General features: G+C 43.7%; 13 protein-coding genes. 12 read left to right on the top strand and 1 reads right to left on the bottom strand.

What is annotated here, in order from left to right:
* Positions 1-10: 10 nt before the first annotated feature.
* Positions 11-178, top strand: a complete 168-nt coding sequence (locus BMZ71_RS12095) for an IS3 family transposase (RefSeq protein ID WP_425445174.1) — start codon at positions 11-13, stop codon at positions 176-178.
* A gap of 231 nt (positions 179-409) precedes the next feature.
* On the opposite strand, the gene BMZ71_RS12090 is transcribed toward BMZ71_RS12095, so the two are convergent.
* Positions 410-733 carry a PTS sugar transporter subunit IIA gene (locus BMZ71_RS12090; protein ID WP_086989179.1) on the bottom strand — a complete coding sequence of 108 codons (324 nt, stop codon included), beginning with the start codon at positions 731-733 and terminating at the stop codon, positions 410-412.
* A gap of 911 nt (positions 734-1,644) precedes the next feature.
* Between BMZ71_RS12090 and BMZ71_RS12085 the strand changes: the two genes are divergently transcribed.
* The 11 genes from BMZ71_RS12085 (at position 1,645) to BMZ71_RS12025 (ending at position 18,513) form a co-directional block, all read left to right on the top strand.
* Complete coding sequence (locus tag BMZ71_RS12085) at positions 1,645-2,751, top strand: DUF262 domain-containing protein (protein ID WP_086989180.1); 1,107 nt, start codon at positions 1,645-1,647, stop codon at positions 2,749-2,751.
* A 9-nt stretch (positions 2,752-2,760) separates the two neighbouring features.
* Positions 2,761-4,053, top strand: coding sequence for a DUF3696 domain-containing protein (locus tag BMZ71_RS12080; protein WP_086989181.1), 1,293 nt, complete (start codon positions 2,761-2,763; stop codon positions 4,051-4,053).
* A complete protein-coding gene (locus BMZ71_RS12075; RefSeq protein ID WP_086989182.1) occupies positions 4,050-4,970 on the top strand; it encodes a hypothetical protein in 921 nt (306 codons plus the stop codon). Before BMZ71_RS12080 ends, BMZ71_RS12075 begins: the two co-directional genes overlap by 4 nt.
* Before the next feature lie 169 nt (positions 4,971-5,139).
* Entirely contained in the window at positions 5,140-6,204 is a 1,065-nt protein-coding gene (locus BMZ71_RS12070) for a hypothetical protein (RefSeq protein WP_086989183.1), read from the top strand.
* Positions 6,205-6,789: 585 nt separating this feature from the next.
* Positions 6,790-8,613 carry a polysaccharide biosynthesis protein gene (locus tag BMZ71_RS12065; RefSeq protein WP_086989184.1) on the top strand — a complete coding sequence of 608 codons (1,824 nt, stop codon included), beginning with the start codon at positions 6,790-6,792 and terminating at the stop codon, positions 8,611-8,613.
* Positions 8,614-9,257: 644 nt separating this feature from the next.
* On the top strand, positions 9,258-10,787 hold the full coding sequence (locus BMZ71_RS12060) for an AbgT family transporter (protein ID WP_218142819.1): 1,530 nt from the start codon (positions 9,258-9,260) through the stop codon (positions 10,785-10,787).
* Between the two features lie 24 nt (positions 10,788-10,811).
* A complete protein-coding gene (locus tag BMZ71_RS12055) occupies positions 10,812-12,011 on the top strand; it encodes an amidohydrolase (RefSeq protein WP_086989186.1) in 1,200 nt (399 codons plus the stop codon).
* A gap of 1,028 nt (positions 12,012-13,039) precedes the next feature.
* Entirely contained in the window at positions 13,040-14,338 is a 1,299-nt protein-coding gene (locus tag BMZ71_RS12045) for a PTS transporter subunit EIIC (protein ID WP_245734433.1), read from the top strand.
* Positions 14,338-15,858 carry a glycoside hydrolase family 32 protein gene (locus tag BMZ71_RS12040; RefSeq protein WP_245734432.1) on the top strand — a complete coding sequence of 507 codons (1,521 nt, stop codon included), beginning with the start codon at positions 14,338-14,340 and terminating at the stop codon, positions 15,856-15,858. The genes BMZ71_RS12045 and BMZ71_RS12040 overlap by 1 nt, the downstream gene beginning before the upstream one ends.
* A gap of 798 nt (positions 15,859-16,656) precedes the next feature.
* Positions 16,657-17,406 (top strand): DUF6577 family protein, encoded by a 750-nt coding sequence (locus BMZ71_RS12030; RefSeq protein WP_086989191.1) that lies wholly within the window; start codon positions 16,657-16,659, stop codon positions 17,404-17,406.
* A 9-nt stretch (positions 17,407-17,415) separates the two neighbouring features.
* Positions 17,416-18,513, top strand: coding sequence for a nucleotidyl transferase AbiEii/AbiGii toxin family protein (locus BMZ71_RS12025; RefSeq protein ID WP_086989192.1), 1,098 nt, complete (start codon positions 17,416-17,418; stop codon positions 18,511-18,513).
* Positions 18,514-18,870: the final 357 nt, after the last annotated feature.

Genomic DNA, 18,870 nt, shown 5'->3' with positions numbered 1-18,870 from the left:
CTTCAAATCAATCAAGACAGAATTCGTATACCAAGAAACATTCGAAACAATAGCAGAACTTCAGATTAAGTGGTTTGACTATGTGCATTGGTACAATCATATCCGTCTGCACAGCACATTGGACTACATGGCCCCTGTGGAGTACCGCCGCCAATTGGCGGAAGCAAACTGCGAATAAAACAAGACGAGGCTGGCTTGCGTACCATTGACATGGAGGGGCGGCAGGATAGGCTTTGGGGCTGGCCCATATTTCGATTCTTGAAAATTTGGAGACAGGCCAGTTTATCCTACCGCCAGAGGCTCCGTGTCAATGGCAGCCGTGTACACCCTCAAATCATTTTTGACACCTTATTATTTTTGTCCGAAAAAGTGTTGACAGTCCAAAGAGTTACTCGTCGGAGTTGAGCTTTTAGGACACAACAGTCAAGTTTTCTGTGACAGACATGAAATGATCAAAGCAAGGGTGACTCAGAATCTGCTCCTGTTTATCGATCTGATCCATCAATTCTAGCAATAAGTCATAAATATGTTCTGTGTTCGTATAGTCTTGCTTCGTGATCAAGAACAGGAAGACGAATTTCACAAGGTGGCCGTCTCCCCAATCGATGCCGTCCGGGATCACAGCTACAGGGACAACCGACTTGAATGCCATCAACGACATCGGATGCGGGATGGCCAGAATATTGTTGAGATTGGTCCGAACGATTGCTGTTTTCGGAGTTGCTGATTGCAACCTGTAACTGGTCCAGATCTTTGTCCAGATTGATTACATCGATGAAAATGACTTTCGATCACGCTCGATTGAAGGGGATGGTCGTGACGATGATATTGATGAAAGTAAGTTCCATGACATGAAAGCCATTAAATATTCGTGAAGTTTTTTTTGATTAATAAATCATGGAGGAGTGATCTTGTATTTGACTCCAAACTTATCGTCAGATGAAACCCGATGTTTGGTCTGTTGATGATCTTTAGAGCGAATTGAATCAACAAGCTGCGCATACGCAAGTGGTGATTGTAGATTTTGGACAGTCAGAGTTTGCAGCGATGCAATTCTGAAGATATTGGGAGAATAAATTCGTTCGTGTAGTTCTGTTCTCGGAAAAGCTATACTTGAAGAGTTGTGTATTAGTGCGGTGAAAACCAGATTTGAAGCGATTTGGCAGAGACTAATAACAAGTTCTTTGTGATATAGGTATATATGCTTGAAATTTTTTACGATAATGCTTTAGAGCGCTCGAAAAAAGTAGCATTGGGATTTCCGAAGAAAATTAGTTGAAGGTATTTATAATATTTACCTGATCATTTAGCTTTCATGACATTTTTTTAATATTAGTCTAATCGGAAAGGTTATAGTAAACTGATAAAGAGGTAACAATAAAAAAATCCTGAAGAAAGTAAAATGGCTTTTACTAGGATAGGTGTTACCTGGTGTTTGATTTTTGCAATGGAGTTAAGAGGAATAATAGAATTTTTTTTAAACTAAAGGTTGATTGGTTCTTAGAAGAAAGTAAGTGCAATTGCTAATAAGATTTAAGTCTACAAAAGAAATTTTTGATTTGCTGATATTCCAAAAAATCAAAATAAATAGCTAATTTATAGTAGAGGCGTTCATTTGTCAGAAATACAAGGGAGACCGTATAAATGAGTAAAAAAATAACAAACAACAGATTTACAATTAATAAAGATGGAAATGATTTTAAGGAAGAGGAAATCGATGACTTATCTTATTTATCAGAATCTCAAAGAGAGGTTGTGATAGAAAAAGCACAAATGTCAGTATTCGAATTGCATAGAAGATATTTGAGAGAGGATATAATTCTCAGACCGCGCTATCAACGCAATGATGTTTGGACCAATACTAAGAAGGCTAAATTAATTGAATCAGTCCTTCGAAATATTCCAATTCCTTCTATATATTTTTCCGAAACTCAAAATGGGTTATATGAAGTGATAGATGGTCAGCAAAGATTAATTTCATTTTTTGATTTCTTAAATGGAGATTATCAACTATCACAATTACCAGTATTAACAAAACTTAATAAAAAGAACTTTAATGACCTGGATGCACCACTAAAAAGAAAAATAGAAGATTATCAACTACAAATATTTATCGTAAAGAAGGAATCTCATGAGGATATTAAGTTTGATATTTTTCAAAGAATAAACGAAGGAGCGAGCAAACTGAATGCGCAAGAAATTAGAAATAGTATGTATAGAGACAACGGGATAAAAGAAATTAAAGAGTTATCTAAGAATAGGGATTTCATCAAAGTGGTCAAGGGGAAAGTGCAAAATAGCCGTTTAAAAGACCAAGAAGCAATTCTGAGATTTATTTCATTCTATTTTTATGGATACGAGGCGTATAACGGTAACTTAAATTCCTTTTTAAATAAAACGCTAGAAGAAAACTTATTAAGTTCTGAAAATTATAAAGAAATAAATAATTTACTAAGTGAAACTATGCAGATAATAAATGAAGTATTTAATGAAAAAGCATTTATGAACCCAACATCTACAATGAGAAAAATAAATATGTCATTATACGATATTATTATGTACTCAGTTGCAGTTAATATAGATAAAAAAAGGGTGATTGTAGAAAACAAAGAGTTGATTAATCATAAATTAAATGAATTATGTGAAAATGATAATGACTTTATAAAGTCCATTTCCTCGAACACTCAAACAAAAGGAAATGTAACATACAGGTTTGAAGTATGGTTAGAGGAATTTACTAAAATATTGTGAGGCGATTGTATGTTGACAAATGTTCAAATCAAGAATTTCAAATGCTATGAAGATGAAAATACATTTGATTTAAATGGAATTACGATTGTATCTGGAACAAATAGTTCCGGAAAATCTTCTCTATTGCAAGCAATTTACTTGCTAACACAAAACAAAACATCTAATTACACCTATTTAGCACTTAATAGCGAATTAAATCTTGGAGGATTTTCAGATGTTCTTAATAAGTCCAAAGGCAATATTGAAAGTTTAGAATTAAGTTTTACTTATGAAAAATCACTGTTAGAAAACTATAATCTAGACTATTTAGATGTTAATTTAGTTTATAGAAATCCAAATACGTTTAAAAATCTCCCAGTAAAACCTTTCGAGACAAACCCTATACTAAGTAAAATTGAAGTGTATAGTTTAGATGCAGATAGACAACCTCACGAATATAGCATAGAAATTGATGATTCTAAAGAATTAGAAGTAAAATATCACATTTCGAGCGAATTAGATAATGGTTATTGTAAACTTAATGGATTTGTACCAGAACCAATTATATTTGAGGAAAACATGAAGAAAATAGTTTCTGATAATTTAGAGAAAATAATAACTTTGCTTAAAATGATAAATAATGAAAATATTAGATACATAAAAGCTTTTCGTAATGATAATTTAGACTCAGCTAATGGAATTTCTACTGGCAATCTGGGATTGTCTGGTGAGAACACTGCAAAAGTCATATCACAAAATCAATCATTAACAACAGATTTATCTATTGATGGTATAAATAAATTTTCTTATATTTTTGATTATTGGATTAAAAAACTACTTGGAAAAGAATACAAAGTGATTTCTAAAATGATTGATTCAAATAAATACAAGATCATCATAACTAATACTGAGACTAATTATGAATTTAGCTTGGATCAAATTGGCTTTGGCGTATCACAATTACTTCCTGTCTTTACACTATTACTCACAAGTAAAAAAAATGATGTAATATTAATCGAGAACCCGGAAGTTCATTTGCATCCTAAATTACAATCCGTGTTTATAGATTTTTGTATTTTTATTTTTAACAATAATAGAAAGTTAATTATCGAAACTCACAGTGAACACATTGTTAATAAGCTGAGGATTAACATAAAAAAAGATTTAATCATATCAAATAGAGTTAATATTTTGTTTTTTGAACAAAGTAATGGACAGCTGAGACACTCTGATATTGAAATTTTTGAAGATGGAAGAATCAAATCGTGGCCAGCAGATTTTTTTGATCAAACATATTATGACTTGTTAGGGTTAATTGAATGAATAACGTCATATATTTTAATCACAATACTTTAGCTGACCAAAACCGAGAAACTATAGAAGATTGTTTATCCGAAATATTACGACTTAGCAGTTTTGTAAAAGAAAATAATTATGAGCTAAAATTTTACTGGAAACTGTGGGAAATTAAAGTAAATGATAAAGATTTACGAAGTATATTAAGCGAACGGAAGTTTTCTGAGAAAACAATGGGCCTAATTTATGCCATTATTAATAGTGGGCCTTTTTACTGTGATGAAGATAAATTTGATTCTGCGGAATCAGTAATAATTAATCCTGAAGTACCTTGCAATAGCGCGATTCTCAACATGCTTGCCAGTTGTATAATTTGGGGTCAATCCATTATTTTGTCCCAAAAACAGGAACAGATCCTAACACATGATAATTATAATTTAGTTCATGAAGATGAAAGTTATGATCTAATAAATATTATTGGTGAAGATAAACTAACCGAGTTTATCTTTAGCCAGAACATACCCAAATCTATAGATGAAGTGTTCGAAAGAATATCAAGGTTTGACCATGTAGTTATTCTTGATTCAGCAAAAAAAAGCGCACGGAAGTATGATTTTAGTTCAACTTTATTGAGTGTTGAAAAAGTATTAAAATGTTTGTCATCAATAGAATTTATGGATGTAAACAATAATTTAACAAATGAGAATAGGAAAATGTATTTTAAGAATAAAACAGGTTTTGAGTTTTCTGAAGAATCTATTGAAACAATTCGTCATCCAAGATTCAGGGCGCAAAGGTTATTTCAAATTTCACCAGGCAATAAACAATGCTTTACTTTGCATGCCAAAATAGGAGGGTCTTTAAGAATTCACTTTTTAATTGAAAATGGAATATTGTATATTGGTTACTGTGGAAATCATTTATCCACTGTTAATAACAAATGATATAGAACGATAATTAAAAGGGGATAAAAATTTCCTCAATAATACAGTTTATAAAAGGTAATTAATTAGTTAGCATTAAAAAATAATATTTAGAAGTCGCTTGATACTAGTTGAGATAGATTTTGATTTGAAAAATGGTAAGAAACAGACTTATCAGAGGAGGTGTTTTGTGGATAAAAACTGGCTTGCATTCTACACATCATCCCACGGCTTCGGGCATATGACCCGCTGCCTGGCGATCATCGAGGAACTTTTGGAGACGACCGATCATCGGATTTATCTGGCGAGCGGCGCTTTTCAGAACAGCTTCGCACGCGTTTACCTGGCCCGCTTCGGCGACCGCGTGACCTACAACGACATCCGCACCGAAGTCGGCCTCGTCAACCAGCCGAATAGCCTGCAGGTCGACATCCCGCGCCTCGAGCACGAGCTGATCGATTTCATGTCCGACTGGGATACGGCCGTCGCTGCGGAAGTCGCCATTCTGCGCGATCTGCCCGTCGCCTGCATCATCAGTGACATCAGCGCCATCGGCATCCAAGTCGGGGAACAACTGGGTGTGCGCAACATTGGTATCGCCAACTTCACTTGGTGCGAACAGTACGAGTTTCTTGGTCTTTCCGACACCATCATTGACCGCTTCCGGGAAGTTTACGCCAAACTTGACCTTCTGATCGAATATGACCTGATGCTTCCGGCACCCAAACTGCCTATTCCAAGAAAACAGACCAGCTTCATCTGCCGCCGCTTCGATCCCGACCGCATCGCCGCCATCAAAGCCCAATACGGTCCGTGCATATTCATCACCTGCGGCAAATCCGCCAGCCTGCTGAATATCCAAATCGACAACTACGAAGGAACCATTTTCGCGACCAGCGGCATCAACATCACCGCTACCGGCAACGCCACCGTCATCGAACTTCCGATCGATACCTTCGATACCCACAACTACCTCGCCGCCAGCGGCATCGTCATCGCCAAAGCCGGCTGGGGCACGATATCGGAAGCACTGCTTTCCAAACGGAACCTGGTGCTGATTGATAGGGAAGGCGTACTGGAGGATACCGAAAACATCGAAGAACTGAAGCGCCGTGGCGTCGCTGTTTCGATCAAGGAATCCGACCTGGCGCGCATCGATATGCACGCAATCAGCGATCTGATTGCGGACAACATCATCAGAGAAAATCTGGATGCATACCAGGATTCGCTTAAAGATATTATACGCGAATTATAACGCCGAAGGTGTGCCCAGCTCCGATGAACGCTATCTTCATCGGAGCACATTTCGTGCTGGGTAGCCTAGCTCCTGTGAAAATGTTCTGGCCGGAGCACGGTCATTTTCCCGTATCCCAACTGCGGCGAGACCCGCCTGACCGGAGGAGACAACCCGCTCGGGATTCTCTTCTCCGGCGCAAAAACCGAACGAAAGCACGCCATCATCCGCATTTTATTCATCAATGCGGATGGCAGCGTGCTTTTTTCTCAAGGAGCAAGAGGACGTATTTTTCGGCCCAGTTAATTCTGAATTTCAGTAAAATAATTATAGTTATTTCAAGAATGATATAGTACAATATGATATGTTAAGGGAGTTTTATTCACTGTTGGATTCCCATCGTTCGATCCGGTTTTCAGAAGGCGCATCTGCTCGTTCCGAAGCGGATTTTGGTTTTGGGAAAGTGGCTGCTTTCCGAACAAAGGCAACAATTTTTCTCGATGGGGACAGCTTTTTACTCAGTTTCCCGTAGATTTGGACATAAAGTTGAGATGTTGTAAGAAGACAGCAAGCGTCAAGGAAGTTTTTTAGGAGGAGTACTGAGATATGTCGCTTAATTTATCACGCAAACAAAAGGCAATGGTTTTAATTTTACTGGATTCATTTTTTATTTTCGTATCTGCGTTATTGGCCTACTGGTTGATCCAGGCGTATATTGGGCCGCCGCAAACGTTCTTTTTCGTCATGGTGAGTGTCTGCATCGGCAGTTACATTCTGCTCGGGCTTCGCAGTCACTTATTTGCGAGGATCGTCCGCTACACGAGCATCTATGAAGTCGGGAAGTCGACGATTTTGATGACGGTATCCTATGCGATTTCGGCACTCATTACGTTGTTATTCATCAAAGGTGTCAGCTTCCGCTACATTTTCCTGATGTACATGTTCAGTTTGGTGTTCCTGCCCGGATCGCGTGTGTTTTGGCGGTTCTATCATGAATGGAATGATGGCAAGCTTAAAAAGAACAATGTGCCGATCGACAAGAAGGTCCGCACGTTGGTTGTCGGGGCCGGTGCTGGCGGCAGTATCTTCGTCGACAGCATCTTGCGTCAGCCGAGTGAGATCGAAATCGTCGGCATTGTCGACGGTGACAGGAACAAGGCGAATTCGCGCTTGTTCGATATCCCGGTCGTCGGTACGAAAGAAGACATTCCTGCATTGGTGAAGGAGTTTGCCGTCGACCAGGTGACGATCGCCATCCCATCCCTGAAGCCGCAAGAGTTGGAAAGCATCTTGGAATATTGTAACCGGGCAAATGTGAAAGTGAATCAGATGCCGCGGATCGAGGATGTCCTGAAGGGCAAACTGACCGTCAGCCGCCTCCGCAATATTGATGTGGTCGATTTGCTGGGACGCGAAGAAGTGCAATTGGACCGCACGAAAATTGCCGAGCAGTTGGAAAATGAAGTGGTTTTGGTGAGTGGTGCAGGTGGTTCGATCGGATCGGAAATCTGCCGCCAAATCGCAAAATTCGGACCGAAAAAATTGATCTTGCTGGGCCATGGTGAAAATTCGATCTACCTGATCGATAAAGAATTGCGCAACCTGTACGGATGCACGATCGAGATCATTCCGGTCATTGCGGATATCCAGGATCGTGAACGTATTTTCCAAGTAATGGAAACCTATACACCCGATCATGTATTCCACGCAGCGGCCCACAAACATGTACCGTTGATGGAATACAATCCGATGGAAGCAATAAAAAATAACGTCTACGGATCAAAAAACATGGCTGAAGCCGCCAAAGCGGCCGGAGTGAAGAGTTTCGTGATGATCTCCACCGACAAAGCAGTCCGTCCGACAAACGTGATGGGTTCGACGAAGCGTATTGCGGAAATTCTGGTGACTTCCTTGAATGAACCGGGTAAAACCAAATTCGCCGCAGTCCGCTTCGGAAATGTTTTGGGCAGCCGCGGCAGCGTCATCCCTGTCTTCAAAGAACAGATCGAAAAAGGCGGTCCGGTCACTGTCACCGATATGCGCATGATCCGCTACTTCATGACGATTCCGGAAGCAAGCCGTCTGGTTCTGCAGGCCGGTGTGCTGGCCAAAGGTGGAGAGATCTTCATCCTGGATATGGGCGAACCTGTCAAAATTTCTGACCTGGCACGCAAAATGATCAAGTTGTGCGGTTACACGGAGGCTGAAATTCCGATCGTGGAATCAGGCATCCGCCCTGGCGAGAAATTGTACGAAGAATTGCTGGTTGATGGACAATTATCCGACAATCAAGTCTTCGAAAAAATATTCGTCGGCAACGCCACAACCTATGACCGACAAGAGGTTTTGAAATTTGTCGAATCACTTGATGGTTTGTCAAATGACAAGCTTCGTGACGAAGTGATTGCCTTCGCAAATGAGAATGTGTAGAGATTGATTTAGTAATTATTTATAGAACAAGCACACCCTCAACCAGCAGCGATGCCGGTTGAGGGTATGCTTTGTTATATACGTGTCAGCTCCGACGGAGCTAGCGCTCGTCGGAAGACAGCCTCGCGCCTGCTAACTCAACTCCGGGGAGCGAATGCTGGCCGGAGGAGGATGCGCGGTGGGGGGCCGAACTCCGGCGAAGCCGCGCTGATCGAAGGTGATGATTTTTTTGGAGATTTCCTCCGGCAGAGAACCTCCTCGCCGGAGGAAATCGTCAGCTCCGATGAGGAGAGCACTCATCGGAAGACAGTATAGCGACGGCTAACTTAACTCCCGGGAGAGAATGCTAGCCGGAGTAGGATGTTTTTCGGAGGACCGAACTCCGGCGAAGCCGCTGTGGTCGTAGGTAATCGTCTTTTTGGTTCTTCTCCCCCGGCAGAGAGCCCCCTCACCGGAGCAGCGCCGTCTGGGAAAGGTTCAGCTGTAATCAGCCCTTACTATTTGTGAAGGGAATCGTACAAATGAGAAAGAGCGCTCTTGTTTTCACTTTATAAAATGGCAATTTGAAAAGGGAATGTGCTATACTCTCATAATCGGATAATTAAATTTATGCAAATATTCAGACATTTATGGGAGGGATCACTTTGAGTGAGGAAAAGAAAGTTAGATGGGTGAGTAGGTTTTTGGGGTGGATTGAGCGGAGCGGGAATAAGATGCCGGATCCGGTCATCATATTTGTTATTCTCAGTGGCGTGATTTTGGTGGCGTCTTGGTTATTTTCTGCTATGGGAGTGGAAGTGATGAGCCCGGCGACGCAGGAGATGATCCGCGTGGAGAATCTGTTGACGCCCGGAAGTCTGGTGCGGATTCTAGTGGAAGCCGTCAATAATTTCAAGGCTTTCCCCGCGTTGGGACTGGTTTTGGTGGTCATGCTGGGGATCGGCCTGGCTGAGCAGTCGGGCTATTTTGAAGTATTGCTGACTTCGTTGGTGGAAAAAGCGCCGAAACAGCTGGTCATTTGGATGATCATCTTTGTGGGTATTCTGGGTAATATTGCCGGGGATGCTGCACCGATTGTCATGCCTCCGCTAGCTGCATTGATCTTTTTGAAGATGGGGCTGCATCCGATTGCCGGTGCGATCGTGGGCTACGTTTCCCCGCTCGGAGCGTTTGCGGCCAACTTGATTCCTGGGATGTCGGACGCGTTGGTCTTTGCCTTTACCGAACCGGCAGCCGCTCTGATTGACCCGAATCTGCAGTTGAACGTTTTGATGAACTATTACTTCATCGCCTTTTCGACACCGGTGTTGCTGGTAGTCATTTACTGGATCATGAAAAAATTCACTTTCCCTCAATTGGGCGAATATATTCCGGAAGAGGGTGTTGTCCAGACCTCGAAAAAGGAGATATCCGCCGGCGAGCGAACTGCGCTCAAATGGGCGAATGCGGGATTCTACGCTGTCATTTTGTTGTTGGTAGTTTTGAGTGTGCCTGAAAATGCACTGCTGCGTAATGCCGAGACTGGCAGCCTGGTGAATGCTTCGCCGCTGATGAACGGCATCGGGATCATCATGACGCTTATTTTCTTTGTGCCGGGACTGCTTTACGGTTGGAAATCCGGCTCGATCAAAAATTCCCATGATTTTTCGAAAATGCTGACGAAATCGATGTCTTCGATGGGCAATTTCATTGTCATCGTCTTTTTCGCCGCGCAAATGATGGCCTTTTTCGCCTGGAGCAACTTGGGCACCGTCATCGCTGTCAAAGGCGCGGAACTGCTGCAGAACACGAACGGCATTGTGCTGATTGTCGGCTTCATCCTGTTGACTTCGTTCATCAACCTGTTTATCGGCAGCGCAAGTTCCAAATGGGCATTGTTGGCGCCGATTTTTGTGCCGATGTTCATGCTATTGGATTTCCATCCGGCTTTTACCCAGATGGCTTACCGAATCGGCGACTCCATCACCAATTCATTGACGCCGATGATCGCCTATATGCCGCTTTTGTTGGCGACGATTCAACGCTATGATAAAAAAGCCGGAATCGGGACCTTGATGGCCAACACCTTGCCGTACTCAATCGGCATCGGCATCGTCTGGACGATCATCCTGATCGGTTGGTACTTGTTGGGCTTGCCGTTGGGACCAGACAGTCCGGTATTTTTGCAAGGATGAGTTTCAATCAGAAAGGAGATCACTATGGAGAAACTATTGAAAAAAGAATGGCTTGAGGAGCTTGCCGCCCGCAAGGAGCAGGTCATCGCCTACCGCCGTCATCTGCATCAGCATCCGGAATTGTCTTTTCAGGAGTATGAGACGAGCCAATTCATCTATGACGAAATGTCGAAGCTGGAGAATGTCGAGGTGACCCGCCCGACCGCGACTTCCGTGTTGGTGAAAATAACCGGGGGCAAGCCCGGCAAGAAAATCGGCCTGCGCGCCGACATCGATGCCTTGCCCATCCAGGAGCAGCGGGACGAACTTGATTTCAAGTCTGTGGTGGACGGCAAGATGCATGCGTGCGGACATGACGGCCACACTGCGGTTTTGATGGTTGCCACCCAGTTTTTGGCCGAACATGTCAATGAATTGGCTGGCGAGGTCTACAGCATTTTCCAGCATGCGGAAGAACTGCCTCCCGGCGGCGCCAAGGAGATGGTCGCCACCGGACTGTTCGATGATTTTGATTTCATCTATGGGCACCATTTGTTCTCAACGATGCCGCTGGGAATGATCGACATCAAGCCGGGCCCGAACACCGGCAATTCCGATCTGTACGAATTGACGATTTATGGGAAAGGGGGTCATGCAGCCTTTCCGCATACAAGCATCGATCCGATCATCATCGGCAGTCAGATTCTCGCTAAGATCCAGACGATCATTTCCCGGAAAATGGATCCGATGCATGCGGGTGTCATCTCGAATACGGTTTTCCAAGCGGGATCTCCGAACGCCCTGAATGTCATTCCCGACACAGCCTTCCTGGCCGGCAGCGTGCGCACGAACGATAAGGGCGACCGGCTGATGATCGCGGAAGAGATCGACCGTGTCGCCAAGGCCACTTGCGATGCCTATGGTGCGACCTATAAGCTGGACTACCTGTACGGCTACAGCGCCGTGTACAACAATGAAGCGACGACGCAGATCGTCCAGGTTATCGCCGAGGAACTGTTCCCCGGAAAGATCACGCACTTGCCGCCGATGCTCGGCGGCGAGGATTTCTCCGCATTCTCCGACATCGTGCCGGCCACCTATATTTGGATCGGCGCCGGAAACGCCGAAAAAGGCTACGACTACCCGCATCACCATCCGAAGTTCGCGCTGGATGAGGACAGTTTTCTTATCGGGGTGAAGATGTTTGTTGCGGTGGCGATGAACTATAGTGCGTTGGCTGAGTGAGATGACCTTCTGGGGCCGCCAGCTCCGATGAGCAGGGTGCTCATCGGAAGACAATACTGCATAAAAAAGCTCACCTCCGACTAGCGAATGCTGGCCGGAGGTGAGCTTTTTCGCGGTGGCCGAACTCCGGCGAAGCCGCCGTGGTCGGAGGTGATGATTTTTTTGGGAGTTTTCCTCCGGCAGAAGGGATGGCTGCCCGGAGGTGGTCGTCAGCTCCGATGAGGCGGGAGCTCGTCGGAAGACAGACTTGCGCCGGCGAGCTCAGTTCCGGCGAGAGAATGTTCGCCGGAGGACGATGCATGGCGGGTGGCTGAACTCCGGCGAAGCCGCGGTGGTCGGAGGTGATGATCTTTTTGGAGGATTTCCTCCGGCAGGGAAACCCCTAACCGGAGGAAAATCCTTGCCGGAGAAGCGAGTTGTGCCAGCTATCTCAGTTCCGGCGAGAGAATGTTCGCCGGGGGACATCGATTTCCCGGCGGCTGTATTCCGGCGAAGCCGCCGTGGTCGGAGGTAATCATCTTTGTGTATCTCCTCCTCCGGCAGAGCAGCCGCTTACAGGAGGAAATCCCTTGCCGGAGAAGCGAGTTGTGCCAGCTATCTCAGTTCCGGCGGGAGAATGTTCGCCGGGGGACATCGATTTCCCGGCATCCGAACTCCGGCGAAGCCGCCGTGATCGGAGGTAACAATCTTTTTGGATTTCCTCCTCCGGCAGAGCAGCCCTTACAGGAGGAAAGTCCTTATCGGAGAAGAGCGTTGTGCCAGCTAATTCAGTTCCCGCGAGCGAATGTTCGCCGGAGGACATTGATTTCCCGGCGGCCGAACTCCGGCGAAGCCGCAGTTGTCGGAGGTGATGATCTTTTTGGATGTTCTTCTCCGGCAGAGCAACCCCTTACAGGAGGAAAGTCCTTATCGGAGAAGAGCGTTGTGCCAGCTAATTCAGTTCCCGCGAGCGAATGTTCGCCGGAGGACATTGATTTCCCGGCGGCCGAACTCCGGCGAAGCCGCCGTGGTAGGAGGTAATCATCTTTTTGGATCTCCTCCTCCGGCAGAGAAGACCTTTACAGGAAGAAATCCTTATCGGAGAAAGGAGTTGTGCCAGCGATCTCAGTTCCGGCGAGCGACTGTTCGCCGGAGGACATCTATTTGAAGTAGGCAAGGAAGAATTGAAAGAGATTGCATCATCCAAGTTAAATATTGCGCAACGTGTATTGAAGGCGTTGGCGGATGTGTTTGTGCCGATTTTGCCGGCCTTGGTAGCTTCAGGTTTATTGATGGGTTTGAACAACTTATTAACAGCTGAAGGCTTGTTTATTTCTGGTGAAACGGTAATCGGAGCGTATCCACATTTTGCGGATTTAGCGGAAATGATCAATATTTTTGCGAATACGGCGTTTGTATTTGTGCCGATTTTGATTGGTTTTTATGCAGCCAAAATTTTTGGCGGGACACCCGTTTTAGGTGCAGTCATCGGAGCAATCATGATTCACCCGGATTTATTGAATGGCTACAGCTACGGACAAGCAGTGTTGGATAATGCTGTGCCGGTTTGGAATGTTTTTGGTTTTGAAATCGCTAAAGTCGGCTATCAAGGTACGGTTTTACCGGTTATCGGTGCTGCCTTTGTGTTGGCCAAAACGGAAAAAGTATTGCGCAAATTTATCCCGATGATGTTGGATAACATTGTTACACCGTTATTGGCTGTTTTGTTTACCGCCAGCTTCACATTTATAGCGATCGGACCAGTTATGCGAGTGGTCGGCGATTGGATGACGAACGGCGTGATGTGGTTATTCTTTGAATTAGGACCTATAGGCGGACCCATCTACGGTGTTGTTTATCCATTACTCGTTATTACGGGCATGCACCATAGTTTGGTTACCTCTGAAATGCAAATCTTGGCTAATATCGAAACACTTGGAGGCTCGCCTACTTTTGCAGTAGTCGCTGCTTCAAACGTAGCTCAAGGTGCCGCGGCATTGGCCGTTTTTTACCTGTTCAAAAAAGACGTGAAAATGAAAGCTATTGCTTCAGCAGCCGGCATATCCGCTTTATTGGGGATTACGGAACCTGCTGTCTTCGGGGTTAATTTAAAACTGAAATACCCGTTTGCTGCAGCGTTGATAGGGTCCGCAGTTGGAGCAGCTTATGCTACTTGGAGGGAAGTTCTTTCTGTATCTCAAGGGCCTGCGGGGTTACCGGGCGTGATCGTCATTCGGCCGCAATCCATGGTTCAATACATGGTTGCGTTGGGCATTGCCTTTGTCGTAACTTTTGTTGTTACCATCCTGTTCGCTAAGATGAGTCAAGCAAAAAGCAAGTTACATTAATGTTATCAAAGATAAGAGAAAGTGTGTGGGGTAGTAAAATGGAATGGTCAAGAGAAGAGCGGTATACACGGCTGGAAGATGTTTCCGAAGCCTATATTTCAGAGCTGACTAAAAAAGTCAGTGCGGGTCCTTATCGGCAAAAATTTCATATTCAACCAAAAACAGGATTATTGAATGATCCGAATGGCTTTAGCTATTATAACGGGCAATATCACTTGTTTTACCAATGGTTTCCTTTGGGCCCGGTTCATGGTGTGAAATACTGGTATCATGTAGCTTCAGACAATTTGGTTGACTGGCAAGATTTAGGCATTGCCATGGCACCGGATACGGAATACGACAGTCATGGCGTTTTCTCAGGGACTGGCTTTGTGGAAAACGATCAGCTGCATTTATTCTATACAGGCAATACGCGAACGGAAGATTGGACGCGTATCCCTTACCAGTGTCACGCAGTAATGGGGAGCGACAACCAAATCAAGAAAGATGCGGAGCCGTTGATCAGTGATTCGCCGATAGGGTATACCGATAATTTTAGAGATCCTAAAGTAATTGAGCAGGTGGGGCGCTACTATTGCATTATCGGAGCTGAAACAAGTGATCATCAAGGCGCGATCGCGTACTACGTTTCCAAGGACTTAAAAGACTGGACGTACCAACAAGCCATAGCGCTGAAAGGGAACATAGCCTCAGAGAACCAAGGCTTTATGTGGGAATGTCCGGACTATTTTGAATTAGCGGATCAAGGCGTTTTGCTGTTCTCGCCTCAAGGCATGGAGCCCGAGGGAGATGCTTATCATAATATTTATCAGTCTGGTTACTTAGTAGGAGAACCGCTCGATTTTGCTACAGGTGAATTCCAAGTGACAGAGGCTTTCAACGAATTGGATCGCGGCTTTGATTTCTATGCGCCGCAAACGATGACGGATCCTCAAGGGCGTCAATTATTAGTTGGTTGGCTAGGCCTTCCGGGTGTAGATTGTGTCACGGATGCGTTTGGGTGGGCGCACTGCTTGACGATTCCGCGTGAACTCAGCTTGCAAAACGGAAAACTTTATCAGCGTCCAGTCCCAGAGCTGGCAGCTCTACGCGGGAAAGCGGTCGCTAAAGAAATGAAATTGGAAAACGAAACGTTGTTGGCAAAAGAGTTTTCAGCTCGAACCTATGAACTCAAAGCAACGTTTAAAGATATAAAAGGGACACGTGTCGGTTTAGCTTTCCGCAAGGGAGCCGAGGAAGCAACGTACTTCTATTATGACCTTGCAGCCAAAAAACTGGTGTTTGATCGGAGCCAATCGGGAAAATCAGTGACGGATGAATACGGCACAGTCCGCCGATGTGCTTTTTCTGAAGAAGCATTAGAGATTCGCTTATTTATGGATGAATCTTCAGTGGAAATTTTTGTGAATGATGGGTTAGAGGTCTTTACAGCGCGTATTTATTCGCAATCAGACCATAATCACGTACAATTTTTCGCAGACGGACAGGCGTCTGTAACAGCAACACAATGGGAAATTTAGCGAAGGAGGCACCTTTATGCCGGGACACATATACTGTAGGCAGCGGAACTCCGGCGAAGCCGAGGTGATCGGAGGTGATGATCTTTTTGAGAGATTTCCTCCGGCAGAGCAGCCCTTACCGGAGGTGGTGTTGCGCCGGGGAGTTCTCCTCCGGCGAGCGAATGTTCGCCGGAGGAGGATGCTTGGTGGTCGGGCGAACTCCGGCGAAGCCGCGTTGGTCGGAGGTGATAATCTTTTTGGGCGTTGTTCTCCGGCAGAGCAGCCCCTTACCGTAGGACGGCGTCAGCTCCGAAGAGTGGGGTGCTCGTCGGAATTGGCTTTGCGAAGGGGAGGTCAACTCCGGGGAGCGAATGTTGGCCGGAGGATACCATTTAGAGGCGATATTTTCACTCGGTTAATTGAGTCAGGAACCTTCTTGGCTGATGACGTTATACAGTACCAGCTGAGTATTGGCGTGAGCTGGAATGCAAGAGATAATCGCAGAGAATATTGGAAGCTCCCGATAAAAAAGTAAGAATGAAACCCACTGAGTAGCCTGATTGTAGTGATCAAGCCACTTGGTGGGTTTATTTTCATTTCAAACAAACGGAGCGAAAATAAAAATAGCTCCGAATGTTTGATTTGATTCTTACTTAAATTTGGTATTTGTTGTATACTTAAATAAATCAAACAAATGGAGCGAAAATTAAAATGGCTCCGAATGTTTGATTATAGAAATTGATTTTTCTTTACCAAACAAACGGAGCGGAAATGTGAATCGCTCCAAATGTTGGTTTTGAGAAAAGAGGGTTGATTTAGATGAATGACAAGTTAAGAACTGAAGAAATAAAAAAAGTCTTTGGCAATAAGCCGTTCACGAGTGATGATCTATATCATTTTTACCAAAAATACGATCCAAACTTAAAGAAGAATACATTCCGATGGCGTGTCTATGCATTAAAAAATGATGGGGTCATTAACACATTAAAGCGAGGAGTCTATGCAACCAAAAGCAAGAAAGACTTCGAACCTACTGTGAGCAAAAAGCTTAAAAATCTGTTTTCAAAAGTTCAAAATCAATTCCCCTATGTTGACATGTGCATATGGGAGACTTCTTGGCTAAATAATCTTATGGTTCATCAAGCATTTTCCAGTAGTATTATACTGGAAGTTGATAAAGACGCCGCTTCAGCAATTTTTGCTTTTCTGCAGGAATCACAAAAAAATGTTTACTTAAATCCAGGGAAACATGAAGTGGAGCATTATATCAGTGCTGGGCAAACGAGCATCATCATTAAGAACCTTACAGTGACTTCTCCGCTACAAGAAGTTCAAAGCATCATTGTGCCAACTGTAGAAAAAATCATGGTTGATCTATTTGTAGATGATGAACTGTTTGTTACCTATCAAGGGGCAGAACTTAAGAGTATTTACCAGGAGCTTTTTAATACTTATAGTGTCAACCAATCAACATTAAAGCAGTATGCACACAAGAGGCATACAAAAGACAAACTCATATCTTTCTTAAAAGAGGAAACGAGCATTGATGAAGATGAGCTATTAATATGAGGTGATTTGATGATACACGAGACGACATACACAAAAGAATGGATTGTGAAAAAGAGCACGGATTACAAAAGAGGAAAGAAGAAAGCGGATCCAACGCTTATCGAAAAAGTAACTAAAGCTTTTCATCTGATAGAAGAACTAGCAAAAACAGATTTGGAATTTATTTTCAAAGGGGGAACATCACTACTCCTTCTTCTTAATCAGATGCACAGATTCTCGATAGACATTGACATTATTATTGAGAAGCAAAAGCATGAGGTTGATATGGATGATATTCTTAGTGAGATAGTTGGAAAGACCGGTATCTTCACCCATTTTGAAGAGAATGTGAGAAGTGGAAATAACGAAGTCCCAAAAGCCCACTATAAAGTATTCTACACATCGTCACTTAATGAAGATGAGAACTACATCCTTCTGGACATTCTATACGAAAAAAGCCATTATGTAGATGTGATTGAGAAGACCATAAACTGTAGTTTCATAGAATACTCTGAACCATCAGTCCAGGTTCATGTGCCGAGCGTGGATTGCATTTTAGGTGATAAGTTAACAGCGTATGCACCAAATACTACGGGTATCCCTTACGGAAAGAGTAAAGAGTTGGAAATCATCAAACAGCTCTTTGATGTAGGTAACTTGTTTGATGAAATGAGTGATGTCAATACAGTAAGCCAGACATTCAAACAGATGGCACAGCAGGAACTAATCTATCGTGAACGAGATGAGGAGTCATCGTATAGAGACGTTCTTGAAGATATTTTTGAGACCTCCAGAATTTTAAGTGAAAGAGGTCGGATCGAAAAAGACATTTATGATCAGTTACAGCTGGGAGTCAATAGGATCAAGGATTACATTTTCTCTAGAAACTATATAGTAGAGAGTGCAATTAACAGTGCATCCAAAGCAGCGTACCTATCACTTTTAATAAAACACGAAATGACTGATGTTGAGAAATTTGATCCAAAAGTAGATTTGAGAGAGCTAGTGATAGAACATCCAGATTTCAAGAAATTCAAAACGATCATGAAATTTGATCCTGAAGCGTATTTTTATTGGTACAAGAGCATTGAGATACTCAACCAGAAAACAGTAGAAGAAACTTCATAGATTCAGATTGCAACAGCTCACCATTCATAGGGTGGGCTTTTTTACTTTCAGCCTATCAAATAACCCACCAATAAGGTCTCTAGCATCGGAAAAACACCGGACTGAGACGGGATATTGGTGGGTTATTTTCATTTTGGCCCTAGGTAATCCTTCTCGTATCATGGCGTATTGGGTGAAGTAAAATTTGTCAAAAATATCCCAGATTCTATTTATACAAAGATTTTTGCGTATGTATTAGGCAAATACAGGTTCCTGACAACTATCGAAAACACCGGAGGACGGCGTCAGCTCCGGTGAGGTGGGTGCTCGTCGGAGTTGGTGTGGCGCCGGGTAGCTCAACTCCGGGGAGCGAATGTT

The sequence above is a fragment of the Trichococcus flocculiformis genome, from assembly GCF_900113645.1.
GTDB lineage: Bacteria > Bacillota > Bacilli > Lactobacillales > Aerococcaceae > Trichococcus > Trichococcus flocculiformis.
The sequence above is the reverse complement of the archived record's forward strand: the minus strand, read 5'-3'. Positions and strand labels throughout refer to the sequence as shown.